This window comes from Prolinoborus fasciculus (assembly GCF_056724605.1).
Genome location: NZ_JBWZQN010000050.1, coordinates 1 through 26152 on the forward strand (window position 1 = coordinate 1; position 26152 = coordinate 26152).

Below are 26152 nucleotides of genomic sequence, written 5' to 3' on the forward strand. Positions count from 1 at the left end.
ACTCTTCAGTTTAATACTATGTAGTGCCTTAAAGGGCACCAATCTTGGCTCATCAATTTTCTGACAAATATTTCTCAAATAAACTTCGAGTAATTTCTACCATCAATCAATGAAAATAATTTCGATCGATCAACCAGTAAAAATCCACACAAGTTGTTCTTCATAATCTCTTAATGATCTTCTTGCTAATTCGTCATCAGCAAGCTAGGTCGGCTATATTACTCCCTATCTCTAGAAAGTCAACCAGTAATTCAGATTATTTTTAAACTTATCAAATAAAACCCAACTCAATCAAACTTAACTAAGTCACTGTTTTATCAGAAGTTTTAATCTTCATCACCGCCGATGGATGTGCATTCTACAGCATTTCAGAGCCCTTGCAACACTTCTTGCAAAGATTTTTTATCGTGTGTTTATTTTTCAAACCAATAAAAATATAAGTAATTGTTATATATAGTTAATTTATTTTCATTATTTTTGAATTTTATTGAGCACCTTCAACAAAACCTACCCACTAAATCAATAAGATATTGTTTTATTTTAATTTAAATTATAAAAATCTTTATTACATGACTTATATCGTTCAATTCACATTCTATTCTTGTTTGATTCTTCAGCAATCTGGCGTTTATATACACAAAACTTGTTTTATTGGGTCTTCTTCCAATATACATAGGCCCGATTTAAATATGAAAAAATTGATTGCAACCCTAAAAATTAAAAAAGCCACTGCTATTTAGCAATGGCTTTTGGAATATTAAGCAACAATTAGAATTTCATACTGACACGTGCCCAGTAATTACGTCCCATATTATTAAACTGCTCGGTTGCTGGTAAACCTGTCCCGGAAGCACCCATTTTATTTAAGTGCTCGGTATAAGTCCGGTCTAGAACATTATCGACTCCGACTGATACATCCACGCTATCCATAACATGGTAGCTACCGTTTAAAGACAAAATACCAAAGCCTGCGCTCTGCTTGTTGTCATAACCCACAATATTACCTTCGTTAAGACTGATCCGGTTTTGACCATCTACTACACGCCATAGCAATCCAAAATTATATTTGTCTTGAACATAGCGCAAGTTAACACGGGCTTCTAAAGGAGAGATTTGTGGTAACGGCGTATTATCTGTGGTGTTTTCACCCCAGGCATACATGGCGCTGATATCGGCCTGCAGGCGGTCAGTAAACTGGTAACCAATTCCAGCTTCTGCACCAGCGATAATGGCATCGACATTACGGGTATGTGCTTCGAGCATTCCCATCATGCCAGTAGGTTTATATGTCGTTAACACATAATCATTAATCAAACCTGCGTATGCGGATGCCCATGAGTTGAAATGACCATGCTCATGTTGATAACCAAAATCTAGCTGTAATGTCTTTTCAATATCAATATTGGCAAAAGTATTGACGTTATCATTTCCCGTTTTAGGACTGAATAATTCCCAGTAATCCGGCATACGCTCGACATAACCCAGGCCAATATAGGTCTTGCCATCGTCATGATCGGGATGATGATTTTCAAAACGAATAAAAGCACTCGGTAAAGTTTCATTGCGTTCCTGTTGAGATTGAACAGCGTCTACATTGACCTGATCAAGACGAACACCAGACACCAGCTTATTGTTATCACTAAGCTGATAACTCAATTCTCCAAAAACCCCCACAGACTGGAATTGCATATCTTTAGTACGCGGCTGAGTTTGATACGGCGTCATCAGACTTCCATTACGTTTAGTATGTTCGTTATTCTGACTATCGATACCAGTAATCAGCTGCAATTTATCCCACTCATTGGTCATTGCCATACGCGCGTTCAATGTTTTACGTGTCACATTGGTCGCCATTGGCATACTCATCATTCCTCCAGGCTGGAACTCGCGCAAACTAAAATTATCCATGACATGATCATTAAAGTTGTAGTTCACTTGTGCTTCTATCTTTTGGATCACATCCGTGACGTTGTGCTTTTCCACACGTAAACCCAGACTTTCGCGTGCGAACTTGGAACCATCCATTGCACGGCCAGCATAAACCGCTTCACCATCCGCCTTACCACCCGTCAGCTCTACCCAGGTATCCTCATCCGGTGTCCAACCTAATGCGACATCCGCATTCCAGCGCTCCCAATCTGAAGGCACAGTGGTTCCATCACCATCTTGATAACTATTCGATACCGAACGATTGGTATTGAGTCGGACATATTTCTGATCATCGCCTGCTGCAACTTCGACATTATGATCAAGACGTCCGAAAGAACCCATCAAGACACTGGCCTGACCGCGATAGTTTTGATCTTGATCAAACTGTTCCGGTGTACGTTCGAAAATCACCGTTGCCGCAGAGCCAGTATTGGCATATTGAACCGTCTGCGGGCCTTTAATCACCGAAATACGGTCATAGCTTTCCGGAGAAATATAAGAGGTCGGCGAATCCATACGACTTGGACAGGCGCCCAGGTTTTCGGTGCCATCAGTCAGGATTTTTATCCTTGAACCAAACATGCCACGGAAAGTGACATCACCATTGGTGCCGGCACCGCTATTGACCGAACTAAAGCCGACAATACTTTGCAAATAATCCGCACCATCACTGGCAGGAATCGGTTGAATCGGCTGTTTTGGATCAGCGCGGACAATCAGCCCATTGGCATCATTACCTGATGCTGACGTCACCACAATCGGGGCAAATTTCTGAACCGGCATGGCGTCATTGGCCATCACTATCGAAGAATAACAAGCAACACAAATCGCAGCCGCAAGTGGCTGTAAAGAAAATTTAGGCTGAGCCATTTCTCTATCTCACTAAATACATAAATTAGGCACGGCTTGAGTCAATACCAACCCAAGCTGAAAAATGCAGATTTATGCAGGCAGTGGTGGCGCTCGCCCCTGAGGAATTAAGAAGAGTTGCTGAAGGACAAACCAGACATGCTTAAAGGTTTTTTGATAGGCAATTAAACGGACATGAATCCGATCAAGAACCTGTTTGATGTCTAGATCTGGTGGTAAGACTAAATTGGCATGAACCTTACAGTACTGACACTGATGATTGGCATCATGATGATCATGTTGAAGATGATCAGATTGGATAAGGTGACTATGCTCGCCAGCGCTATGCTGCGCATGAGCATCTGTCGCGATAAAAAGCGCACGCGTGATGGTTTCACAGACCGGAGCAACCTGATATTGCTTCGGTAACAAAGGCTGTAAAAATACAGCAATCTGTAGAAACACAGCTGCAAATGCAAATAGCAGCCCCGCGCGTAAAAACACAGGCTATTCCTAAAACATGCTTATGTTGATTATAACAAAGCCCAATCAGAATTGGGCTTTGCTAGACCATTTAAATAAACTTTAAAATGATCCTAGCGTTTCACTGCCACCTTGTCTTTATTACGCTGGCGAACCAGTTTTTCCACTTTTTCACGTGCACGTTGACGTTTTAATGGCGATAAATAATCGACAAATAATTTGCCATTTAAGTGATCCATTTCATGTTGGATACACACAGCGAGAAGTCCGTCAGCATCGAGCTCAAATGCTTGACCTTCCAGATTAATTGCCTCAATTTTTACGCGTGACGGACGATCAACTTTATCGTATATTTGAGGAACTGATAGACAGCCTTCTTCGTAGGGCTGCGTTTCTTCAGTCAATGGTGTGATTTTGGGGTTAATAAACACCATCGGTTGATCTTTATTTTCAGACAGATCCATAACAATCAGCTGAATATGACGATCCACCTGAGTCGCGGCAAGTCCGATACCTGGTGCTTCATACATGGTTTCAAACATATCCGCAGCGAGCTGACGAATTTCATCAGTCACTTCTTCGACAGGTTGTGCAATGGTACGAAGACGGGGATCCGGGAAACTTAAAATAGGTAATAAGGCCATACTGCGTCCTCAATTATGCCATTGATCAAAAAACCAAATGAAGGGAATGCTTCATCAAAAAAATGTGTGTAAGATCGTTATTATAACGCAACTACGCACATAATTTTAGGAATTATGATAATGAAAAAGGTTTTGAAGGGCATGCCATTTTTTAGTGCCTTGGGGTTTAAAAATCAGATGCTGGCACTTGCCGTTTGTGTCGGCGTCAGTATGGGGACCATTCATTCTGCCGAGGCAGCACCTGCACGCAACGTCAATCCACCGGCATTAAAAGCCAATGCACCGAACGTTTATGTGGTGAAAAAAGGCGATACGCTTTGGGATATCTCGAAACGCTTCCTGAAAAATCCGGTACGTTGGCCGGAAATCTGGGCCAGTAATAAGCACGTGAAAAATCCACACTGGATTTTCCCTGGCGACCGCCTGCTGATGTGTGATTACCAAGGCCGTCCGATTATTGGTAAAGACGAAGGTGATGGTTGTGAAGGTATTATCAGCCGCTATCTTGGCAGTACTTCTCTGCAACCCCAGATTCGTGTTGAATCTTTAAATAATACGATTCCCGTGATTCCGCTTGAACATATTAAGCAGTGGCTGGAACGCTATACCCTTCTGGCACCTGATTCAGTTCAGGGCACACCCTACATTCTCGGAACTGCAGATCAGCGCGTACTGGCTGGCAAAGGCCAGAAAGTTTATGCACGTGGTCACGGTCTGGTAGTTGGCCAACGCTATGCGGTGTATCGTGAAGCGGAACCGTATGTATTTACGGATGCAAACGGCAAGAAATATACGGCTGCACTGGAGCTGCAACAGGTGGCATCTGGTATTGCAGTTCGTGGCGAAGGTGATGTGACCACACTTGAACTGACAGATAGTTACAATGCTGAAGTACGTCGCGGTGACCGCGTACTCGCAGAATACGATCCGATGTTACCGACGCTGTTCTATCCAACCAATGCAGAAAATATTGCTGCCGGTGGTCAGATTGTGCGTGTATTGGGGTCGATTGGTACAGCAGCACGTCATAGTGTCGTCACCATTGACCGTGGTACGGCACATGGGGTTCAGACGGGTCATGTCTTTAGCGTGAATCAAAAAGGTGAAGTGGTGACTGATCCGAAAACCAAAGAACGGGTGCAATTGCCGGGCGAGCGTATTGGTCAGGTCATGGTATTTAAAACCTTCGATCAATTGAGCTACGCTTATGTGCTGGAAAGTGAATTACCAATCAAGGTTGGTGCCAACATTCAGCCGCCACTATTAGAAGACTAAGCTTTTAAACGGGATGATGTGGATTGATCGGCATCATCCCTCCTGTTTGAACTCATACCCATAATAAGAAGACACCGAAATAGGTCTCACCATGTTGAATACATTGTCGACAGCGCAAATCCATGCCATTACGCTGTGGTATTTACTGCAACACTCCCTCAGCAGCTTTTATAAAATCAGTCAGCATTATGCAGACCTCGCCCATGCAATTGATGGTTCTCAAACCGAAACCTGGCGCAAGTTGGGCATTCATAAAAACCACATTCAGCGCCTGCAAGATTTCCAGTCAAGTGAGTCGCAGCTCCATTTTCAGCGCAGTCTTGAGCAGATCCAGTTGCACAGTGACTTTGTGCTTTTACATACAGATGCCGAATATCCACAGCAACTGAGCCATTATGCGCATAAGCCGCCAATCCTGTTCGGGCAAGGGCATGCAGATCAATTGCTGCAACCGCAAATCGCGATTGTGGGGAGTCGCAAGCCCAGTCTGCACGGCCGGCAAGTCGCTTATGACTTTGCTTTTTATTTGAGTGAACAGGGTTTTTATATTAATAGTGGCCTGGCACAAGGGATTGATGAAGCCGCACATCAGGCCGCATTACAACATCGGCGAACGATTGCAGTGATGGGCACAGGCATTGAACAGACCTACCCTGCTGCCCATCAAACACTACGTCAGCAAATCATCGAACATGGAGGTACGGTCATTACTGAGTTTTTGCCATTTACTCCCCCCTTACAGCAGCATTTTCCACGGCGTAACCGAATTGTCAGTGGCTTAAGCCTCGGGGTGATTGTGGCAGAAGCCGCCTTGAAAAGCGGTTCATTGCTGACCGCACAATGGGCAGCGGAACAAGGCAAGACCACATTCGCCATCCCGGGGCATATTTACAGTGAACATCACCAGGGCTGTCACCAACTGATTCGTGAAGGTGCGATTCTGATTGACCATCCACAGCAGGTCATCGAAGAACTGGCGCTGGCCACGCAATGGCAAGCTTTGGAAAACACCACCAAAACGAAAGTTATTGAAGCAACATCACAGCAAATTCCACCGCATCTGCTCAGTCTGTATAATCAGCTGGACTGGGTGGGACAGAGTTTGGATCAACTGGGAACGCAGGTTCAGCAAGAGGTATCTGCTTTGACCAGCCAACTCATGGAACTGGAGTTACTCGGTTTTTGTACCCAGCAAGCCGGCCTCTATCTACGTTGTCGGATTCTCAAATAAGGTTCACAATAGCGCTTTGTTGTTTGATATAAGGTATCCACATGATCACTACCTCTGTTGCCGAAGCAGCAGCATGGCTTAAAGATGGACAAGTCTTGGCATATCCTACAGAGGCTGTTTGGGGCTTGGGTTGCGACCCCTATAATGAACAGGCATTTCATCAGATTTTAGAATTAAAACAGCGCCCGATTGAAAAAGGCGTGATTCTGCTGGCAGCTCATCTTTCACAGGTAGAACATCTGTTGCAGGATTTAAGCGAAGAAATGCGTGAAAAAGTGATTGAATCCTGGAACCATGACAGACCTGCTGATCGCGCGACCACCTGGTTACTTCCTGCAAATAAAGACATTCCTGACTGGATTAAAGGTCATCATCCTAAAGTAGCCGTACGTGTAACCACTCACCCACTCTGTGTGGCACTGTGTCAGGCCTTTGGCGGTTTTATCGTTTCGACCAGTGCCAACCCTGCCGGCATGGAACCTGCCCGCTCACTTCAGGATGCGATCCGCTATTTTGACCAGAACCTGAATTATCTAAATGGTGACCTCGGTTTAAGTCAGCAACCAAGCCGGATCATTGATGCAGTGACTGGTGTAGTTATTCGTGACTGAGTCCTGTCTGATTTAGTCGGGACACTCAAGCCCGACTAAAGTTTTAAGACAAAAAAAAGCTCAGCCATATAGGGATGGCTGAGCATAAAAAAGGATGTGCATAAATCACATCCAGAGGGTTCATAAAATCTCTGGGAGTCTGATAAAACAAGGATTTTCCTGCTTGATCATTCTCGATGGGCGCATTATGAAAGAAACTGAATACAACGACAAGTACAATAAAACAATCAAACAATACATATTTTCTATTAATAGCAAACAATTTTTGACCAATATTCAAAATATCTTGCTCTTTCTATTCTCTTTTTAAAATAAAACGATATTTTTCTATTTGTTTTAACATTTGAAAATTAGCATTTAAAAGGGGATTTCAATTAAAAAAGTTTTGATCAACCGCTCAATATTTAATCAGACAAAATTCTTAATTAGCTCTTTTAATTCCTGATTAAGCGGATCTTCCGGGATATTGAGCCCAGAGGATTCCAAGTAAAATGATGCCACCGCCGATACTGTGATACATGGTCCACGCTTCACCCAGCCACAAATATGCGACTACTGCAGTAAAAACCGGCATCAGATTCATAAAAATACTGCTGCGATTGGGACCAAGTTGCTGCACAGCCATCATCCAGAATAACGGCGCGGCAATGGATGGGAAAATTCCGGCATAGATAATGCTGGCTGCATTAGCATGATTGATGCTGTCCAGACCTAAAATCAATACCAAAGGAATATGATAGAGAAAGGCCATAAAAATCTGAATATACAGGCTCACTAAGAGTGGAATCTGAATCTGCCATTTTTTCAGAAACACGCCATAACAGGCATAGAAAAATACTGCGATCAACATCAACAGATCGCCAATATAGCTTTCACCTACGCTTAAGAACTGCAGACCCTGCCCTTGCGCCATGACATACATCAAGCCAATAAAGGACAGAAGACTCCCTAGCACTGCAGCCTGTGTCGGGCGAATCTTTAAAACAAAAATACCCACGATAATGGTAAAAATTGGAATAAAGGCATTGATCAGGCCCATATTGGTCGCAGTAGTGTAGTGTGCCGAGCTATAGGCCAGTCCCTGATACAGCACCATTCCCAGCACACTCAAAACAGCAAAATGTCCGAGATATGGACGAATTTCCGGCCAGGCGGCTTTGACTTTGGACAACATGAATGGAGTTAAAATCAGTAAGGCCAAGGCCCAGCGGTAGAAACTAATACTGATGGGAGAAATATAATCTGCCACATAACGGGTAACCGTCATATTCAGAGACCAAATCAAAACTGCGGCCAGTGGTAAGGCCATGGCCCACCAGACTACCTTTTGTTGCTGTGTCATACTTTCATCCATGAGTCGCTGGTCTTGTTATTAAGCTATGCCTATTCGCGCATCCTAGCATAATAGATTTTTCACATAATATTGAGGCAATTTGCAGCTTTAAGTAACTGAGCTCACCTGTTTCTACTTGTGCTGAAAGCGAATACCCGTTAAAACAAATACCGTTCAGTCGCAATAAACAGGAAATCTAATGACTCGCTCTGTATATGACATTCCAGTCAAAACTATTGAAGGAACAGAAACCACTTTAAACCATTACCAGGGTAAGGTTTTGCTGGTGGTTAACGTCGCATCTAAATGTGGCTTGACGCCGCAATATGAAGGCTTACAAAAACTGTATCAGGACAAAAAAGCGGAAGGTTTGGAAATTCTTGGCTTCCCTGCCAATAACTTTTTGGAACAGGAACCGGGTAGCGAAGCCGAGATTCAGGAATTCTGTTCAGTGAATTATAAAGTCGACTTCCCGCTATTTGCTAAAATCTCTGTCGCGGGTGAAGACAAGCATCCTTTATATACCACCCTTACGCAGGCTGTACCGGAACGTATCGGTGAAGGTCCTTGGTGGAAAGATCTGGTCGATTATGGCCTAACCCCAAACCAGCCACCAGAAGTACTCTGGAACTTTGAAAAATTCCTGATCAATAAAAATGGTGAAGTAGTGGCGCGTTTTGCACCAGACATCACTGCGGATGATCCACGGATTGTCGATGCAGTGAATGCAGAACTTGCAAAATAATTCTCGATTATTCTCATAAGCATCAAGCTTGAAATAAGTATCTATTTTCTTGGTAGATACTTATTTTTTTCAAAACTGCTATTTAGCTAAATTGAGATTCACCGGACATATCTTTAAAGTAATTGCAGGCTAAAAAAGCCAATTCGGTGAGAACAAAGTACTTCTTTACCAGCTTTTAATAAACTTTTCCTGTTTTTAAATAATGAAATATTCGGAACCCAGAAGAATTGTTATGAGTTTGCAACAATCTTTTTTATCTCCATAGTTTGTCCTTATATTAGATACTATTAAAATTCCATCACCTGTATCGAGACCCTGATTCCATGTCCAAGATTCTTGCCAATGCTGTCCTTCCTTTCGCATTATTTAGCTCTGGAATTTTACTGATGGGCTGTGATCAGGCTGTCGAAGCACCGGCTGAACAGGCAGATACCACGACCTCAGATCTGGAACCAGCCTCTCAGCAACAGAGCTCAACAGCGCAAACCGAGCTTAAATCGGGCAATATGTTTTATATGGTTCGTGATGTAGCCGACTTGCAGCTCAAGGCCGGCAGTTATGTCGAACAGTTAAAACAAACCCAGACTGAACTGCAAACGGCGGTCGAAGCCAAAGATACCCAGCAATTGCAGTCCACCGCAACCCAGCTTCAACAGCAACTCAGCAGTTTTAATCAGGTGCTGGGCAACCTGAACTTGAAAAGCCAAGAAATTGACCAGATTCGTGACAACATCATGACTGCCAATCAGCAGGTTCTGGCTTCTCCTCTTTTAAACGGCCAGGTAGATTTCAGCCAAGTGAACTTGAAAAAGATTGAATCGCAGATGGTCAATGTGCAATCCGAAATGGTCAAACTGGCAGGCTTGCTGATCCAGAATCCAGATCAGGAATCAGAGAGCAATACTGATCAGGACAATACTTAAAATACCTAAAAATCTCATTTTGAGGCGATTGATCGAAACACATCTTCTTCAATCGCCTTGCAGGCTATACACTGTTATGAATTATAAAAATTATATTTAGATCAGGAATTTTCATCTAATCAGATCATCAGGAGTTCAATCATGTCGAATTCAGTGCTGTATTCTGTAGTTCCTGTCACATCCCGGCTTGATCTGAAAGATCCTTTTATTTTTACCGTTCATCATCAAGATCATTATCCGCAAGGCAATGCAGAATTAGGACCTGTTTCCCCTCCGCAACAGCATGAATATGACATGTATTATGGCGAGAGCATTCCCGGCTTTCCGGAGCATCCGCATACTGGCTTTGAAACCATTACCATTGTCGAGCGCGGTTATGTCGATCATTTTGACTCGCTGGGAAACTCGGGACGTTATGGCGCGGGTGATGTGCAATGGCTGACTACCGGCAATGGGGTACAGCATTGCGAGATGTTTCCTTTAGTCCATCAGGATCAGGACAATCCTCTGGAGCTGTTTCAAATCTGGCTGAATTCCTCACCGGAACAGAAAAAACAGCCAGCTGATTATAAAATGTTGTGGCGTGAACAAATTCCACATGTATTTTCAGCCGATGCGGCCGGACGTAAAGCGGATATCCGGGTCATTTCAGGGCAGTTTAAACAGACTCAGGCACTGGATCGGCCACCACATTCATGGGCAGCCATGCCAGAGAATCAGCTCAATATTTATTTAATCACTTTAAAGCCAGAAGCAGAATTAATCATTCCTGCAACCACTGCTACTGCAACGCGTTTTTGTTATTTTTATCAAGGTAGAAGCTTGGAGCTTGAAGGACAGAAAATACAGGTCAAGCATCTGGTAGAACTGAAACCAGATCAGGACATTCACCTCAAAGGCAGTTTACTGGAATCGCATATTTTATGGCTAGAAGGTGAACCGATCGGTGCACCGGTGGCTATGCATGGGCCTTTTGTTCTGAATAGTGCTCAAGAACTGGATACTGCTTTTCGCCGTTATCGCGAAACCCAGTTTGGTGGCTGGCCTTGGCCAAGTGCTGAACCGTCATTTCCACCAGAACATCCGCGCTTTGCCAGTTATGAAGGCGGCAAATGTGAAGAATATCCAGACAAATAAGCCACTGAATAGTGGCTTATTTGATATCGGATCAGCTCATATTATTTTTTCGGGCTTTTGACGACGACCAGTTTCTTCTGCACAAACTCTTTAAAACCATCAATCGACAGTTCATGCCCATAACCGGAATTTTTGATTCCACCAAATGGCAATTCGGGCGTGGTGTCAGTAAACCAGTTGATCCAGATCATGCCAGTTTCTACCCGTGACGCCAGTTTTTTAGCACGCTCGATATCCTGTGAATGAATCACGCCACCTAAGCCATAATTAGAATCATTGGCAATTTCGACAATTTCATCATCATCCTTCGCCACATAGATTTGTGCCACCGGGCCAAAGAATTCTTCATACCAGGCTTCATTTTCACGCGTGATATTTTCCAGAATAGTTGGCGCATAGAAATTGCCTTGATGTTCTACAGCCTTACCGCCAGTAACTACGGTCGCACCTTGCGCTACGGCCTTTTCGACCTGCTCGCTGAGTTTTTCCAGCGCATCTTTTGAAGACAGCGGTCCTAAAGTGGTTTCAGGATCGAGCGGATCACCCAGTTTTAACTGTTCAAAAGCTTTCAGCATGCCGGCCTTGAATTGTTCGGCAATTTTTTCATGCAAGATAAATCGCTTCGCCGCCGTACATACCTGCCCGGCATTATTGACACGCGCCTGACAGCCTAACTTGATCGCGCGTTCCAGATCTGCATCATCGAGTACGATGAATACATCATTACCGCCCAGTTCCAGCGTTGATTTTTTAAGATGTTTTCCGGCCTGTTCAGCGACTGCACTGCCCGCACCTTCTGAACCTGTCAGTGCTACACCCCGCACACGCTTGTCTGCAATTACTTCAGCGACCTGATCACTGCTGATAAACAGATTGGTCCAGACACCTTTGGGTGCGCCTGTATCCAAGACCAGTTGCTCAAAGGCTTCGGCACATTGCGGCACAATGCCGGCATGTTTTGCCAGAACCGGATTACCAATCGCACAGTTCGGCGCAAAGACACGCATCAGTTGATAAAACGGGAAATTCCACGGTTCAACCGCCATGATAATACCCAGTGGATGATGCTCAACCCAGGCTTCTCCCAGTTCCGTTTCATAGGACACCGGTGCTAAAAATTCTTTGGCATGATCCGCATAATATTCTGCAATTTTGGCGCAGGTTTCGATTTCACCTTCACTCTGCTTGATCAGTTTCCCCATATCCAGCGTCATGAGCTTGGCCAGTTCAGATTTTTGCTCTCGCATATTGCTGGCCAATTTGCGCAGTACTTCAATACGAGTATCGACCTGTTGTGACCAGTCTGACTTTAGGATTTGTTCTGCTGCATCAAGTGCATTTTGAATATCTTGATCACTATGGGATGGGTAGTCTTTCAATTTTTGATTGGTAAATGGATTAATAGATTGATAAGCCATGATTTTCCCTTTTTCAATTATAAGTTCCGCCTGTTCAAAACCCAATCGCATCAAGTTATAACAAACGAGTATCTGTTCGAATTATTTAACTTATCATTGATTTTTTTATGGCGTGTGTCTGCTTACAGATTGGTTCAAAACATTACTGAGAAAGGGTAAAAGTTATATCGAGTGGTACAAATAACATAAGAGTACATGGGGAAGATAGAAACTTTTCCATAAATCTAATTTCTAAATATATTCCTCTTAAATTTTATGTGGAATTTAATAAATTACTTAATATGGATTAATACTAGAAGATGTCACTTTATATGGTTTTCTAGAAATGAATCACTTTTAATCAAATTTATAATTTCTCCAATATAATCATCTGAAATTTTCATAAAATTTGCATTTACTCCCTCCAGAAAAAGTAGAATTTCATTAGTAGGCACATCGCCATTTTCATTAATTTTATTTGTAATCTCAATAAATAAACTATTAATTTGCTCATGAAAATCTAGCAAAGATTTTTTTAATAATTCATTTTCTATAACCTTTAGATAGAATAAACCTTCATGCATTAATTGATCTAAGCATAAATTTATAGTTGCTACTTTACTAAAAATCTGTTTTTTATGTTCTTCAATTAAATTATATTTATCAGCTCTCTTACTATTTTGAAAAGTTCTTATCTCCGATTGAAACGGTGAGAGGTACAAAACTTCGCCATGCAGTATTTTTAAATGATTAATTAAATTTTTTCCCAAATCACTAAAATAACTCGCTTTATGTTCTTGCTTCCACATATCTAATAAAAGATATGCAACTATAGCAGCATATAAAGTTGCCCCAAAACTTAGACAAGAAGCTAAAGCTGCTCCCCGATCAATGGACATTGGTAAAATAAAAACAATTGCAATCAATACTGTATAAGAAAAAATAAGTAAGAACATAGAAAGCACTTTTCTATAAAGACTTCGTTCTGAAAATTTCTTCAATGCTAACCCCTTTTATTATTAATTATATATATCATAAAAAAACCACCCTTTCGGGTGGTTTTTTCAATCTCAAACCGTCTCTTATTGAGCGCGGTTTTTGATTTTGCGGATCGTTTCCAGCTGAGCAGCAGTTTCTGCAAGAGCAGCCAAAGCAGCAGCAGCGTCCAAATCGCCCTTTTGATTTGCTAGCAATTGTTCAGCGTGTTTACGCGCTTCAATAATTGCAGCTTCATCTAAGTTTTCTGCACGGACTGCAGTATCTGCAAGAACCGTAACAACATGCGGTTGAACTTCTAGAACACCACCAGATACATAAATTAATTCTTCTGTACCGTTTTCCAAAATAACGCGGATCGCGCCAGGTTGGAGCAAAGTTACCAGCGGAGCGTGACCAGGCATAATACCTAACTCACCGCCAGCACCTTTAGCAATTAGCATAGTTACAGTGCCTGAGTACAAAGACTCTTGAACACTTACAACGTCACATTGCATAGTCGCCATGAGAATCTCCTAAATTAGGGAACTAATTAAAGTTTCTCAGCTTTAGCAATCACTTCGTCAATACCACCAACCATGTAGAACGCTTGTTCTGGGATGTGATCGTATTCACCAGCTAGAAGACCTTTAAAGCCACGAATCGTTTCTTTAAGAGATACTAATTTACCAGGAGCACCAGTAAAGACTTCAGCTACGTGGAACGGTTGAGAGAAGAAACGCTGGATTTTACGCGCACGGTAAACAACCAGTTTATCTTCTTCAGCAAGCTCGTCCATACCAAGAATCGCGATGATGTCTTTAAGCTCTTTATAACGTTGCAATACGTTCTGTACAGAACGTGCAATTTCATAATGCTCTTGACCAACAACTAACGGATCTAATTGGCGTGAAGTTGAGTCTAGTGGATCGATCGCTGGGTAAATACCAGAAGATGCGATGTCACGGCTCAATACAACAGTTGCGTCTAAGTGAGCAAACGTTGTAGCAGGCGATGGATCTGTCAAGTCATCGGCAGGTACGTATACCGCTTGGATTGACGTAATAGAACCAGACTTAGTCGATGTAATACGTTCTTGAAGAACACCCATCTCTTCTGCAAGTGTAGGCTGGTAACCTACTGCAGATGGCATACGACCTAGAAGTGCTGATACTTCAGTACCCGCTAGTGTATAACGATAGATGTTATCTACGAACAATAGTACGTCACGGCCTTTACCGTTTTCGTCTTTCTCGTCACGGAAATATTCAGCCATGGTCAAACCAGTCAACGCTACGCGTAAACGGTTACCCGGTGGCTCGTTCATCTGACCGTAGACCATTGCTACTTTGTCTAGAACGTTAGAATCTTTCATTTCGTGATAGAAGTCATTACCTTCACGAGTACGCTCACCAACACCAGCAAACACAGATAAACCTGAGTGAGCTTTCGCGATGTTGTTGATCAATTCCATCATGTTTACAGTTTTACCAACACCGGCACCACCGAACAGACCAACTTTACCACCTTTCGCAAACGGGCATAGCAAGTCGATGACTTTAATACCAGTTTCTAGAAGGTCAGTAGAAGCTGCTTGTTCTGCATAAGAAGGTGCAGAGCGGTGAATTGGTAAACGCGCTTCAGTCGCAACAGGACCAGCTTCGTCGATCGGGCGACCAAGAACGTCCATGATACGGCCTAGAGTCGCTGTACCTACAGGTACAGAAATCGGCGCGCCAGTGTTAACTACGTTCAAACCACGCTTAAGGCCTTCAGTAGAACCCATTGCAATAGTACGAACTACGCCATCACCAAGCTGTTGCTGAACTTCTAAAGTAGTTTCAGTACCATCTACTTGGAGAGCGTCATAGATCTTAGGAACGCTGTTGCGTTCAAACTCGACGTCGATAACCGCGCCGATGATCTGAATGATACGACCGCTATTCATTGCTGTCTCCTCAATTCAAAATAATGTTAAACGGCAGCGGCACCACCAACGATCTCAGAAATTTCCTGAGTAATCGCGGCTTGACGCAGCTTGTTATAAATAAGTTGCAGGCTCTTAATGATCTCGCCTGCGTTGTCTGTCGCTGCTTTCATAGCGACCATACGTGCAGACTGCTCACATGCGATGTTTTCAATCACACCTTGATACACCACAGACTCGATATAGCGAACCAATAAGCCATTTAAAAGCTCTTCAGCTTCAGGCTCGTAGATATAATCCCAACCGTATTGACGGTTAAGAGTCTTGTCTTCTTCAGCAGCAGCCAAAGGAACAAGTTGTTCGATCTTTTGATTTTGAGTCATGGCATTGACAAAGCCGTTTGACACTAGATAAATACGATCTAACTCGCCTTTATCATAAGCATCCAACATCACCTGTACAGAACCAGATAACTGCTCAAGACTTGGAGTATCACCGACTTGCGTCGTCGCCCCAAGCACTTTACCGCCGTAGTTTTTAAAAAACGAAACCGCTTTTTGACCAATTAAAGCAAATTGAACTTCAATTGACTGCTCTTGTTGCTGTTGAACGTGTTTAACCACTTTCTTGAACAAGTTAATGTTCAAACCACCAGCAAGGCCACGATCTGAAGACACAATGATATAGCCAACGCGCTTAACCGGGCGTTCAACCATATAACGGTGTTTGTATTCAGGGTTCGCTTGGACCAAATGAGCAATTACACGGTGCATATTTTCGGCATACGGACGGCCTTGAGCCATGCGCTCTTGCGCACGACGCATCTTAGAAGCTGCTACCATTTGCATCGCTCGAGTAATCTTTTGCGTGCTCTTGATACTAGCTACTTTGGCGCGAATTTCTTTTAAATTTGCCATACGCTTAACCTAGTATTCGAAAGCCCTTGCGAGCTTCCGAAGGTTGATTCCGTGAACCAAACCAACACTAATCTAGCAAGTTGCTAAATTAGTAAGTTTGAGTCGCTTTAAAGCTTTCAATACCTGCTTTGATTGCAGCTTCGATGTCTTTGTTGTAATCACCAGAGGCATCGATTTGTTGCATTAACGCAGCATGTTCTGAACGGAAGTAAGAAATCAACGCAGCATCAAAGTCTACGATTTTCTTAACGTCTACGTCAGCCATGTAGCCTTCGTTAGATGCATAAATTGAAACAGCCTGGTCAGCAATTGAGTAAGGAGCATATTGTTTTTGCTTCATTAACTCAGTTACACGTTGACCATGTTCAAGTTGCTTACGAGTTGCTTCGTCAAGATCAGAAGCGAACTGAGCAAATGCTGCCAATTCACGGTATTGCGCCAAAGCAGTACGGATACCACCAGACAATTTCTTGATGATCTTAGTTTGCGCTGAACCACCAACACGAGATACAGAGATACCCGCGTTCACAGCAGGACGAATACCTGCGTTGAATAATGATGTTTCAAGGAAGATCTGACCATCAGTAATCGAAATTACGTTGGTTGGTACGAATGCAGATACGTCACCCGCTTGAGTTTCAATAATCGGCAATGCAGTTAATGAACCAGTTTGGCCTTTAACTTCACCGTTAGTGAATTTCTCAACGTAGTCAGCAGATACACGAGAAGCACGTTCAAGTAGACGCGAGTGTAGATAGAACACGTCACCTGGATACGCTTCACGACCTGGTGGACGGCGTAAAAGCAATGAAATTTGACGGTAAGCAACAGCTTGCTTAGACAAGTCATCATAAATGATTAACGCATCTTCACCGCGGTCACGGAAGTATTCGCCCATTGTACAGCCAGAGTACGGAGCTAGATACAGCATTGCTGCTGGATCAGCTGCAGCTGCAGCTACAACAGTTGTATACGCCATAGCGCCAGTTTCTTCTAGCTTGCGTACCACGTTAGCGATAGTCGATTGTTTTTGACCGATTGCTACGTATACACATTTAATGCCAGAGTTTTTCTGAGCGATGATCGCGTCGATCGCCATTGCTGTTTTACCAGTTTGACGGTCACCAATGATCAACTCACGTTGACCACGGCCTACAGGGATCATTGTATCTACTGATTTATAACCAGTTTGTACAGGCTGATCCACTGATTGACGCCAAATTACGCCTGGTGCTACTTTTTCAACAGCATCAGTTAATTTTGCATCAATAGGGCCTTTACCATCAATCGGGTTACCCAAAGCATCTACTACACGGCCTAAAAGTTCTGGACCAACCGGAACTTCTAATACACGACCTGTGCAACGCGCTTTTTGACCTTCTTGAAGGCTTAAGTAGTTACCTAAAACAACGACGCCCACTGAATCCTGTTCTAGGTTCAGTGCCATACCGTAAAGGCCGCCGTCGAATTCGATCATTTCACCGTACATAGCGTCAGCTAAGCCGTGAATACGCACAATACCGTCGGAAACCATAACAATGGTTCCTTCGTTCTTAGCGGTTGCGCTGGTGTCCAGATCGCCGATACGCTGTTTAATGAGCGCACTGATCTCGGATGGATTCAGTTGTTGCATTGCGCTATACCTCAATCTTTTTAAAGTTCAGTCTTCTAAATGCAATTAAGCAAGAAGACGAGTACGCATTTTTTCAAGCTTGTTAAGCGCAGAATCATCTATCACTTGGTCGCCTGCACGAATAACTACACCAGCAATCAGCGCTGGGTTAACTTCTACAGAAACATTTACGGCAGCTTCGAATTTCTTCTCTAATGCATGCGCAAGTAATTGTTCTTGTACTGAAGTTAATGGGAATGCAGATTCAATCACTACATCCACAGTATTGTTATTCTGTGATTTAAGCTGCTCATATTCTGCTGCAATCTCAGGAAGAAGAACCAAACGGTTATTCTCTGCAAGCAATGTCAGGAAGTTAGACACTGCTGCAGTTTGGTCTTCACCTAAAACTTTCGCAAAAAGAGCCACCTGCTCAGCAGGTGTAAGCTCAGGGCGATTTAGATAAGCTGAAAATGCTTCGTCTTGCACCACAGCACTGAGCAATTCAAGTGCTGTTGACCAAGAGTCAGTTGCACTTTGCTCAGAAGCGTAAGCAAATGCTGCTTTAGCGTATGGGCGTGCCAACGTCAAGAGTTCAGCCATAATCCGCCTCTCTTAAAGTTTAGCAGCCAGCTGAGTCAGCATGGCATTGTGAGCTTCTGCATCAACTTGCTGGCTAAGAATTTTCTCAGCACCAGTTACTGCAAGAGCAGCCACTTGTTGACGCAATTCTTCGCGAGCAGCATTGATTTCAGTATCAACAGCTTCTTTAGCCTGTTGACGAATACGCTCACCTTCAGCCGCAGCTTGGGTACGCGCTTCTTCGATCAATTGTGCACCACGACGGTTCGCTTGTTCGATCAATTGAGCCGCTTGTGCTTTTGCCGCGTCTAACTCAGCTTTCACTTGTGCTTGCGCATCTGCAAGGTCAGCCTTCGCTTTTTCAGCAGCATTTAAGCCATCAGCGATTTTACGCTGACGTTCACTAATCGCATTGATTAGTGGTGGCCATACAAACTTCATGCAGAATGCGACAAAAATCGCAAACGCAATCGCTTGGCCAAACAATGTGAGGTTGATATTCATTGCAAATTCCTCAAATAGTGAATTTCGGAATTAAGCTGATTAACCTACAAATGGATTAGCGAAGATGAAGAACAAGCCAATACCAACACCGATCATAGGCACAGCATCAAGAAGACCCGCGATTAAGAACATACGAGTTTGAAGTTGTGGAGCCAATTCTGGTTGACGAGCTACAGCTTCAAGGAAACGGCCGCCTAGAAGACCAAAACCAATCGCAGTACCTAAAGCACCGAAAGCGATCAAGATAGCAGATGCAATTGCAACTAGACCTAAAGTGAGTTCCATGATAATTCCTCAGAGGTTAGGTTTTATACCAAATTAAGTTAAAAAATTGTGTGCCCAACCATCCGTTGACAGTTAGGCAATACCATTAATGCTTTTCGCTTGCCATACTCATGTACACGATAGTCAACATCATGAAAATGAATGCTTGTAGCGTAATAATCAAAATGTGGAAAATCGCCCAAGGCACAGACAACGCCCACTGGATCCAGAACGGTAATAACGCGATAAGAATGAAGATTAACTCACCCGCATACATGTTACCGAACAGTCGTAGAGCCAATGAAACTGGTCGCGCCAAGAAAGTAGTCAATTCCAACAATAAGTTGAATGGAATTAAAAGCACTTTAGCAACTGGATTACTTGGGTTAAATGGGTTCAGTGCTAACTCACCAACGAAGCCGCCAACACCTTTCTCACGAATACTATAGAAAATAATTAAGAAGAATACAGAAATAGACATACCGAGGGTAATGTTTGGATCTGTAGTCGGAACAATTTTAAAGTAAACCTGATGAGGGTCTACACCCAGCATAGAAGCAATCGCGTGTTGAGCTACATAAGGAATAAAGTCAACAGGGATCAAATCCATCAAGTTCATGAGGAAAATCCACACGAAAATGGTTAATGCTAAGGGTGCAATTAATCGAGACTTCCCGTGGAAGGTATCACGTACACTTGAATCTACAAACTCGATAATCATTTCAATTGCAGACTGGAACTTGGTAGGAACACCAGCATTAGCCGCTTTCGCAACCAACCAGAACAACAAACAGAAAATCAGACCCAGTCCGATAGACCAACCCATTGAATCCAAGTGAATAGCAGTGAACCCCATCTGTTGAGCTTCAGCACCGCTTTCGGCCAATTTCCACGTACCGTCCGGCATTTTGCCATAGGTCATGTTGGTCAAGTGATGCTTGATATACTCGGTCGAAGTAAGGGCATGTTCTTCAGCAGCCATAAATCACACCTGGTCAATGTCAAAAAACTAATAGAACAAACGAATATCGCGTGCTGCTTGATATCTCGCCTGCTCCTGAAAAACTTTTCAATTTCTTGTTGTGCTTATACTCATTTTTGTAGACGTGACGCCCAAAACGGAGCGACCCACGACATGGCTTGAACAAGTATAAAACCACAAAACAACGCCACCGCTGACAACGGTTTAACATTGCTTAAAATTAAAATGAAACCAACAATCACAATGGCAAACTTTCCCATCAAGCCTTTATACATGTTCGAAAGAACTTGTTTAGACGCGCGGGCTCCTGCTGCTCGAAACGATTGCCACGAAAAATAACAAGTCGCGAGCCAACATACCAGTGCACCTAATGCTGCACTCAAGGCTGCGGTTGAGTCTTTCACGACCCAGCCGATCAAGGCTGAAACAGGGATCATACAGGCTTGCAGGAGGACCAAAGCTTTCGCTAATCGTCGGTCAATCAAGCGACTAGTTCGGCTCATTATTTATTCACTCACAGCAATCATGCTTGACAAGTTTAACAGGTGATTATTTTTAATCGCAGGCATTATAGAGTTACACCCCTGAACATGCAATCTTTTCCCGACCTTAGTCGTGTTTTTTTAAATCGGGTCACTGCTGTTAAACTAATCAAAATCTGTCTATTTTTTAAATCATTAGCGTGCATTTAGTACACATTTCTGGGTTTCGGCGGCCAATTGCTGCCAAGCCTGCACAAAGTCCCCTGCCCCGCTCATGCTTTCATCGACATGCTGGAACAGTACCGGATTGAGTTTGCGGTACTGGTTTTCACTGGCATGACCTTCGGCCAGCAGACACATTTTGCGCTGTGGACGATGATCCTGTAAAAACTTGATTTGGGCTACGGTTGGCGAAACATGCGGATCATCGGTCAGCGCACCCATAAATTTTAAATTTAACGGGCGTTCCAGATACTGGTAGGCATCGTGATAAGACCAATAAGGTTTGGCTTTGTTGCTTGAACTATAACGCTGGGCCGTCGCAAACATGTTTTGTGCAAAGTCACGGGCATTTTTCCAGTAGCGTTCACGATGCTCCGGCAATTGCTGCGAACGTAGCGCCGCAATAAAGAAACCAATCCGCACTGCATTATTCGGATCGAGCCAGACATGCGTGTCTACCGTATTTTTTAAGGCCTCGCCACGCGGATTACGCATCGGCAAGGTGGTCAATATCCCCGAGTCTAACAGTGCAATGCCTTTATTACTTTCATTCAGCACTTTGGCCAAGGGTGCTTCATGCGCCTGACCCAGCCAGATCACCAGACCTGCATTCTGAATAGTTTTTCGATGCGCCGGAGTCAGACTCACATCATGTCCACTTTGGTTGGCCAGCAATAAAGTCGGCTGTTCCACACCTTGGGTAATTTTCTTGGCAATCAGATAGATCGGCTGCGTAGACACCACCAGACTTTGTGACCAACTGAGTGTACTGAACAATGCCAGCAGACTGATTGCAAGGAGACGGAACATGAGTAGAAATCACTTAAAAACGATAAAATCAGGAAGTGTTATAATATAACAAAAATACAAAAATACCTATGCCCAATCGAAACTCAGAACGCTTCATGTTAAGATTTGAAATCTATTAATTTTCAGTTTCGCACTTGAGGTGAACTATGGGTTCCTGTTCGCACGAACACCACAACGCATTGCACGGCGTGCACGACCATCCAAATGTCGCACAACGTCTTGCTGAAGCGGAAAGTCTTTGTGCAGCAAGCGGCGCACGCCTTACACCTTTACGTAAAGAAGTGCTGGAACTCATTCTGAATGCGCATGGTCCGATGGGCGCCTATGATCTGCTGGCACAAATGAAAAATGCCAGCGATCGTCCTGCAGCACCACCAACGGTGTATCGCACTCTGGATTTTTTATTAAGCAAAGGGCTGATTCATCGCCTGACCTCGATCAATGCCTATATTCCCTGTTGCCATCCACGTGAAGGGCATCAGGCCGCTTTTTTAATCTGTACCGAATGTAAAGCCGTCAAAGAAGCGTCGGCTCAGGGCCTGCTCGATCAACTCGATGCACTGGCCAGCTCTGACGACTTCACGGCACATCACAGCATTATCGAAATTTCAGGAATTTGTCAGCAGTGCCGCAACAAAGCTTAAGTGCCTCTCCCCTGATTCAGCTCTCCAGGATCTGGGTCAAAATCGATGAGCGCGACATCTTAAAAGCCATTGATTTCTCGTTACAAGAGAAAGAAATTGTCACACTGATTGGTCCCAATGGTGCTGGTAAATCGACCTTGATTAAAGTCATGCTGGGCATACTGAAACCACAATCGGGTGAAATCAAAACTGCGCGCAAACTCAAATTTTCCTATGTGCCGCAAAAATTCAATCCCTCACATAGCTTACCGCTACGGGTAAAAGATTTATTAGCACTAGAAAAGTGCCCGTCCCAGATTAAAACCGAAATTATCCGGGATACCGGTATTAGTAAACTGCAAGATTCTAAAGTTCAGCAGTTGTCTGGTGGCGAACGTCAGCGGGTGCTACTGGCCCGTGCCTTATTACGTCAGCCGGACATTTTAGTTCTCGATGAACCGATGCAGGGTCTAGACATCCAGTCCGAAGCTGAACTGTATGAATATGTGCGTAACTTACCGGAAAAATATGGGTGTGCCGTACTGATGGTTTCACATGACCTGCAATGGGTGATGCAAGGTACGACTCGTGTGGTCTGCTTGAACAAGCATATCTGCTGTAGTGGGCTGCCGGAAAGCGTGCAGCAACATCCCGAATATCAGGCGATTTTTGGTACTAACCGGGTATTCTATCAGCATCATCATGATCATTGCGCACACGGCGATTCTGCCACCCCCTGTCAGCATGATTCACGCCCTCATATTCACCCCGAGCCGGAAGCTTAAACCATGATGGATTGGTTACAACTCCTTTTACCTGCATGGATCATGGGAACGCTATTGGTATTTCTGACTGCACCGCTGGGCTGTCTCATGCTCTGGCGGCGTATGTCATTTTTTGCTGACACTATGGCACACGGTACTTTACTCGGTGTTGCCATTGCTGGGGCTTTAAGTTTACCGCTGTGGATGGGTGTAACTTTTATTGCCTTATTATTGGTAGGGATTTTGTGGGTACTGCATGATCCGCGCCTGCCGAATGATGCCTTGCTGGCGCTGTGTTCAGCAACACTGCTTTGCTCAGGTCTATTGTTCATTCAGCATTTACCGAGTTTAAGACCGGAACTTCTCAGCTATCTATTTGGTGATCTACTGACGATTTCCTGGACGGACTTACCCACCTTTGCTATCGTGATTATTCTGGCCTTAGCCGTTCTCTATAAAAGCTGGCAAGCGCAGATTCAAATCGCAATTGATCCGGACATGGCGGTCAGTGAAGGTGTAAATGCCAAATGGCAACGCCTGATCTTTATGTTGTTATTGGCATTGTTTACCGTGCTTGCGCTGAAAGCAGTCGGTTCACTCTTGATGGGGGCATTACTGGTGATCCCTGCCCTGACCGCACGACTCCTTGCACACTCACCCAAACAAATGGTGATCTGGGCATTCGTGATTGCGCAAATTGGGGTGACCGTGGGCCTATGGTCGAGTGCCGGTCTCAATACTTCGACTGGTTTAACCATTGTACTGACCATGGCGGTGCTATTTGCACTGATCTTCTGTGTGCAGAAGTTTAAAAAGCTGAATTAATCTTTCTGTTAAATCATTATGATTTTCTAATGATCTATTCCGCCTCTCTCCTTTAAGGAGAGAGCAAAGACTCTTTATTGATGCACCAAACTCAATAAAAATGCAGCGCCGGCAAATAACCCGGCAAAAGTCCGGTTCATGACTTTTTGTTGTTTCGGCGATCTAAGCAGCCTTAAAACTTTAGCAGCCAATCCGGTATAACCCGCCATCACAATCAGATCAATCGTCACCATTGTCGCAGCCATAATCAAATACTGAATCCATTGTGGCTTAGACAAATCCAGAAATTGCGGCAAGACGGCCAGTAAAAATACGATGGCTTTAGGATTAGTGATATTAACCAAGAAACCATGCAGTACCAGTTTCCCTCTCGATTTTCGCGCCAATTCATGTTTAATTTCGATAGATTGTACAGGTGCTTTCCATTGCAAAATAGCCAAATACAATAAATAGCCGACACCAAACCATTTCACCACTAAAAATGCCCATGGGGTTGTCGCAAACAAAACTCCCACGCCTGCCGCAACCACTGCAATCTGTACCAATAATGCCAGTTGCAGGCCCAGCGCATTCCAGTAACCATGCCGAAAACCATAATTCAGTCCACTCGACATGGAAGCAATCGCTCCTGCGCCCGGAGACACACTAATCACCCAGCAGGCCAGCATATAGGCAAACCACATTTGATAGGACATGGATATTTAACTCAGCAAAACTTGCCCAATATTATATGAATTTTCTAATAAAATCAGGCTAAAAACCTGCTTAAATATAAGGCATTGCACTATTCACTCTGTCTAGCTTCAGGCACAATATGTACATTAAAAACAGGATCTATCCTTACAGGAGCCATGAATGACAGCCCAATCGGTAATCTTGCCACTTCCTTCAGATCATGCCCGTTTTATTGTTTTACGTCTTAAAGATTTGAGTATTGAACAATTAAAAGAACAACTCGAACATCTTTTTACTTCGCGTGATCGTCTTATTACGCAACATCCTCAAGCACAAATTAAAACGGCAGTGGCTTTTGGTCCTGAACTGTGGGCAAAACTTTATGATCAAGCTCCTGCAGGCTTTAAACAGCTTGAGCCCATTCATGGTTCATTTGAAATGCCAGTGGTTCCGGCAGATATGATCATTCATATTGCCAGTGCCCGTGCTGATATCTGTTTTGCGCTCAGTCAGGCTTTTTTTGAAGGCATTCAGGATCAGGTTCAGGTGCTGGATGAGCGGGTTTGCTTCCGCTATTTTGATGGTCGTGACATAACTGGCTTTATTGATGGAACTGAAAATCCGCAATTCCCGGATGATCGTGCTGAAGTCGCATTATTAGGTGAAGATTCAGGTATTTTCCAAGATGGTTCATTTATTTTTGCCCAACGTTACGCGCATAACCTGGAAAAATGGAAAAAGCTAAAAGTTGATACTCAGGAACAGGTTATGGGTCGTACCAAGCTTGAATCGATTGAGCTGGATGATGAAGTCAAACCTGAAAATGCGCACGTGTCACGTACTGTAGTGGAAGATGAAGAAGGCGAAGAAATGGAAATCCTACGTCATTCTCTGCCTTATGGTGATGGACGTAGTGACCAGGGTCTATTCTTTATTGCCTACACCAAAGACCTTACGATTATCGATGCTATGTTAGAACGTATGTTTGGTACCTCTGGCGATGGAATTCATGATCGTCTGCTTCATTTCGTAACACCTCTAGATGGTGCCTATTACTTTGCACCGAGTGAGGAGTTGCTGGAAGAGGTTTTGGAAGGGTAAAAGAAAAAAGGATTGCTACATTAATAATGTAGCAATCAAATAAACTATTTTTTAAGTGATTTTTGAGAGTTTATACTTTCACACCCTAATGTAGATGACAAACATTTCAATTCAGAATTTAATATTAATTTATACTTCTCTAATTTACCACTAGACTCTCTAACATCTGCTTCATATAAATATTTTTTTTCTTTTAGAATATAGGCTTTGTTGCACAAAGATTTGAAATGCAAAGCGCCCCTAATTGAGCCAAATTTAAGGCGTAACTTGGGTAAGTGGTCGACCTAATTCCGTAAATCTGTTAAGGACTGCTACACGTGCATGGATCTC

At 43.5% G+C, this 26152-nt stretch carries 27 protein-coding genes; 10 read left to right on the forward strand and 17 right to left on the reverse strand.

Annotation, left to right across the window (positions count from 1 at the left end):
* Positions 1–768 precede the first annotated feature (768 nt).
* From AC1P5O_RS11910 to def, 3 genes are all read right to left on the reverse strand, one after another.
* Positions 769–2799, reverse strand: coding sequence for a TonB-dependent copper receptor (locus AC1P5O_RS11910; protein WP_164543297.1), 2031 nt, complete (start codon positions 2797–2799; stop codon positions 769–771).
* 72 nt (positions 2800–2871) lie between these two features.
* Positions 2872–3282: a DUF2946 family protein gene (locus AC1P5O_RS11915; RefSeq protein WP_004644876.1), complete on the reverse strand. Its 411-nt coding sequence runs from the start codon at positions 3280–3282 to the stop codon at positions 2872–2874.
* A gap of 92 nt (positions 3283–3374) precedes the next feature.
* Complete coding sequence (gene def, locus AC1P5O_RS11920; RefSeq protein ID WP_004644875.1) at positions 3375–3905, reverse strand: peptide deformylase; 531 nt, start codon at positions 3903–3905, stop codon at positions 3375–3377.
* Positions 3906–4025: 120 nt separating this feature from the next.
* Between def and AC1P5O_RS11925 the strand changes: the two genes are divergently transcribed.
* From AC1P5O_RS11925 to tsaC, 3 genes are all read left to right on the forward strand, one after another.
* Complete coding sequence (locus tag AC1P5O_RS11925) at positions 4026–5180, forward strand: LysM peptidoglycan-binding domain-containing protein (RefSeq protein WP_121980265.1); 1155 nt, start codon at positions 4026–4028, stop codon at positions 5178–5180.
* A 91-nt stretch (positions 5181–5271) separates the two neighbouring features.
* Positions 5272–6411: a DNA-processing protein DprA gene (gene dprA / locus AC1P5O_RS11930; protein WP_121980266.1), complete on the forward strand. Its 1140-nt coding sequence runs from the start codon at positions 5272–5274 to the stop codon at positions 6409–6411.
* Between the two features lie 41 nt (positions 6412–6452).
* A complete protein-coding gene (gene tsaC / locus AC1P5O_RS11935; protein ID WP_121980267.1) occupies positions 6453–7022 on the forward strand; it encodes an L-threonylcarbamoyladenylate synthase type 1 TsaC in 570 nt (189 codons plus the stop codon).
* A 445-nt stretch (positions 7023–7467) separates the two neighbouring features.
* Here tsaC and AC1P5O_RS11940 read toward each other — a convergent pair whose 3' ends face one another.
* Positions 7468–8364, reverse strand: a complete 897-nt coding sequence (locus AC1P5O_RS11940) for a DMT family transporter (RefSeq protein ID WP_164543296.1) — start codon at positions 8362–8364, stop codon at positions 7468–7470.
* Positions 8365–8554: 190 nt separating this feature from the next.
* On the opposite strand from AC1P5O_RS11940, the gene AC1P5O_RS11945 reads away from it, so the two are divergent.
* The 3 genes from AC1P5O_RS11945 (at position 8555) to AC1P5O_RS11955 (ending at position 11160) form a co-directional block, all read left to right on the forward strand.
* The gene (locus AC1P5O_RS11945) at positions 8555–9100 is read left to right on the forward strand and encodes a glutathione peroxidase (protein ID WP_153567111.1); all 546 of its coding nucleotides are present in this window, start codon (positions 8555–8557) and stop codon (positions 9098–9100) included.
* 323 nt (positions 9101–9423) lie between these two features.
* Positions 9424–10023, forward strand: a complete 600-nt coding sequence (locus tag AC1P5O_RS11950; protein WP_004644869.1) for a PM1805 family lipoprotein — start codon at positions 9424–9426, stop codon at positions 10021–10023.
* A 141-nt stretch (positions 10024–10164) separates the two neighbouring features.
* A complete protein-coding gene (locus AC1P5O_RS11955; protein WP_153567112.1) occupies positions 10165–11160 on the forward strand; it encodes a pirin family protein in 996 nt (331 codons plus the stop codon).
* 41 nt (positions 11161–11201) lie between these two features.
* Here AC1P5O_RS11955 and AC1P5O_RS11960 read toward each other — a convergent pair whose 3' ends face one another.
* The 12 genes from AC1P5O_RS11960 to AC1P5O_RS12015 form a co-directional block, all read right to left on the reverse strand.
* A complete protein-coding gene (locus AC1P5O_RS11960) occupies positions 11202–12578 on the reverse strand; it encodes an NAD-dependent succinate-semialdehyde dehydrogenase (RefSeq protein WP_164543295.1) in 1377 nt (458 codons plus the stop codon).
* Between the two features lie 302 nt (positions 12579–12880).
* Positions 12881–13558: a hypothetical protein gene (locus AC1P5O_RS11965; RefSeq protein WP_155857674.1), complete on the reverse strand. Its 678-nt coding sequence runs from the start codon at positions 13556–13558 to the stop codon at positions 12881–12883.
* An 81-nt stretch (positions 13559–13639) separates the two neighbouring features.
* Complete coding sequence (locus AC1P5O_RS11970) at positions 13640–14059, reverse strand: F0F1 ATP synthase subunit epsilon (protein ID WP_064096955.1); 420 nt, start codon at positions 14057–14059, stop codon at positions 13640–13642.
* A 26-nt stretch (positions 14060–14085) separates the two neighbouring features.
* Entirely contained in the window at positions 14086–15480 is a 1395-nt protein-coding gene (gene atpD / locus AC1P5O_RS11975) for a F0F1 ATP synthase subunit beta (RefSeq protein ID WP_004280997.1), read from the reverse strand.
* 26 nt (positions 15481–15506) lie between these two features.
* Positions 15507–16376, reverse strand: a complete 870-nt coding sequence (gene atpG, locus AC1P5O_RS11980) for a F0F1 ATP synthase subunit gamma (RefSeq protein ID WP_004280996.1) — start codon at positions 16374–16376, stop codon at positions 15507–15509.
* 88 nt (positions 16377–16464) lie between these two features.
* Positions 16465–18009: a F0F1 ATP synthase subunit alpha gene (gene atpA / locus AC1P5O_RS11985; protein ID WP_004644861.1), complete on the reverse strand. Its 1545-nt coding sequence runs from the start codon at positions 18007–18009 to the stop codon at positions 16465–16467.
* 45 nt (positions 18010–18054) lie between these two features.
* The gene (locus AC1P5O_RS11990; RefSeq protein ID WP_164542974.1) at positions 18055–18591 is read right to left on the reverse strand and encodes a F0F1 ATP synthase subunit delta; all 537 of its coding nucleotides are present in this window, start codon (positions 18589–18591) and stop codon (positions 18055–18057) included.
* Between the two features lie 12 nt (positions 18592–18603).
* Positions 18604–19074, reverse strand: coding sequence for a F0F1 ATP synthase subunit B (locus AC1P5O_RS11995; protein ID WP_004280990.1), 471 nt, complete (start codon positions 19072–19074; stop codon positions 18604–18606).
* 39 nt (positions 19075–19113) lie between these two features.
* Positions 19114–19359 (reverse strand): F0F1 ATP synthase subunit C, encoded by a 246-nt coding sequence (atpE, locus tag AC1P5O_RS12000; protein ID WP_000424060.1) that lies wholly within the window; start codon positions 19357–19359, stop codon positions 19114–19116.
* Positions 19360–19444: 85 nt separating this feature from the next.
* Positions 19445–20320, reverse strand: coding sequence for a F0F1 ATP synthase subunit A (gene atpB, locus AC1P5O_RS12005; protein ID WP_004644859.1), 876 nt, complete (start codon positions 20318–20320; stop codon positions 19445–19447).
* Between the two features lie 110 nt (positions 20321–20430).
* On the reverse strand, positions 20431–20823 hold the full coding sequence (locus AC1P5O_RS12010; RefSeq protein ID WP_004280982.1) for an ATP synthase subunit I: 393 nt from the start codon (positions 20821–20823) through the stop codon (positions 20431–20433).
* Between the two features lie 174 nt (positions 20824–20997).
* Complete coding sequence (locus AC1P5O_RS12015; protein WP_004280981.1) at positions 20998–21834, reverse strand: metal ABC transporter solute-binding protein, Zn/Mn family; 837 nt, start codon at positions 21832–21834, stop codon at positions 20998–21000.
* Positions 21835–21980: 146 nt separating this feature from the next.
* Here AC1P5O_RS12015 and AC1P5O_RS12020 point away from each other — a divergent pair, with 146 nt between their 5' ends.
* The 3 genes from AC1P5O_RS12020 to znuB are packed head-to-tail and all read left to right on the forward strand — an operon-like array spanning position 21981 to position 24046.
* Positions 21981–22478 carry a transcriptional repressor gene (locus AC1P5O_RS12020; RefSeq protein WP_004280980.1) on the forward strand — a complete coding sequence of 166 codons (498 nt, stop codon included), beginning with the start codon at positions 21981–21983 and terminating at the stop codon, positions 22476–22478.
* The gene (gene znuC / locus AC1P5O_RS12025) at positions 22460–23242 is read left to right on the forward strand and encodes a zinc ABC transporter ATP-binding protein ZnuC (RefSeq protein WP_039902384.1); all 783 of its coding nucleotides are present in this window, start codon (positions 22460–22462) and stop codon (positions 23240–23242) included. Before AC1P5O_RS12020 ends, znuC begins: the two co-directional genes overlap by 19 nt.
* Before the next feature lie 3 nt (positions 23243–23245).
* A complete protein-coding gene (gene znuB / locus AC1P5O_RS12030) occupies positions 23246–24046 on the forward strand; it encodes a zinc ABC transporter permease subunit ZnuB (protein WP_004280978.1) in 801 nt (266 codons plus the stop codon).
* Positions 24047–24120: 74 nt separating this feature from the next.
* On the opposite strand, the gene AC1P5O_RS12035 is transcribed toward znuB, so the two are convergent.
* Positions 24121–24741 (reverse strand): LysE family transporter, encoded by a 621-nt coding sequence (locus tag AC1P5O_RS12035; RefSeq protein WP_004280977.1) that lies wholly within the window; start codon positions 24739–24741, stop codon positions 24121–24123.
* Between the two features lie 160 nt (positions 24742–24901).
* Here AC1P5O_RS12035 and AC1P5O_RS12040 point away from each other — a divergent pair, with 160 nt between their 5' ends.
* A complete protein-coding gene (locus AC1P5O_RS12040) occupies positions 24902–25822 on the forward strand; it encodes a Dyp-type peroxidase (RefSeq protein WP_004280976.1) in 921 nt (306 codons plus the stop codon).
* Positions 25823–26152 lie beyond the last annotated feature (330 nt).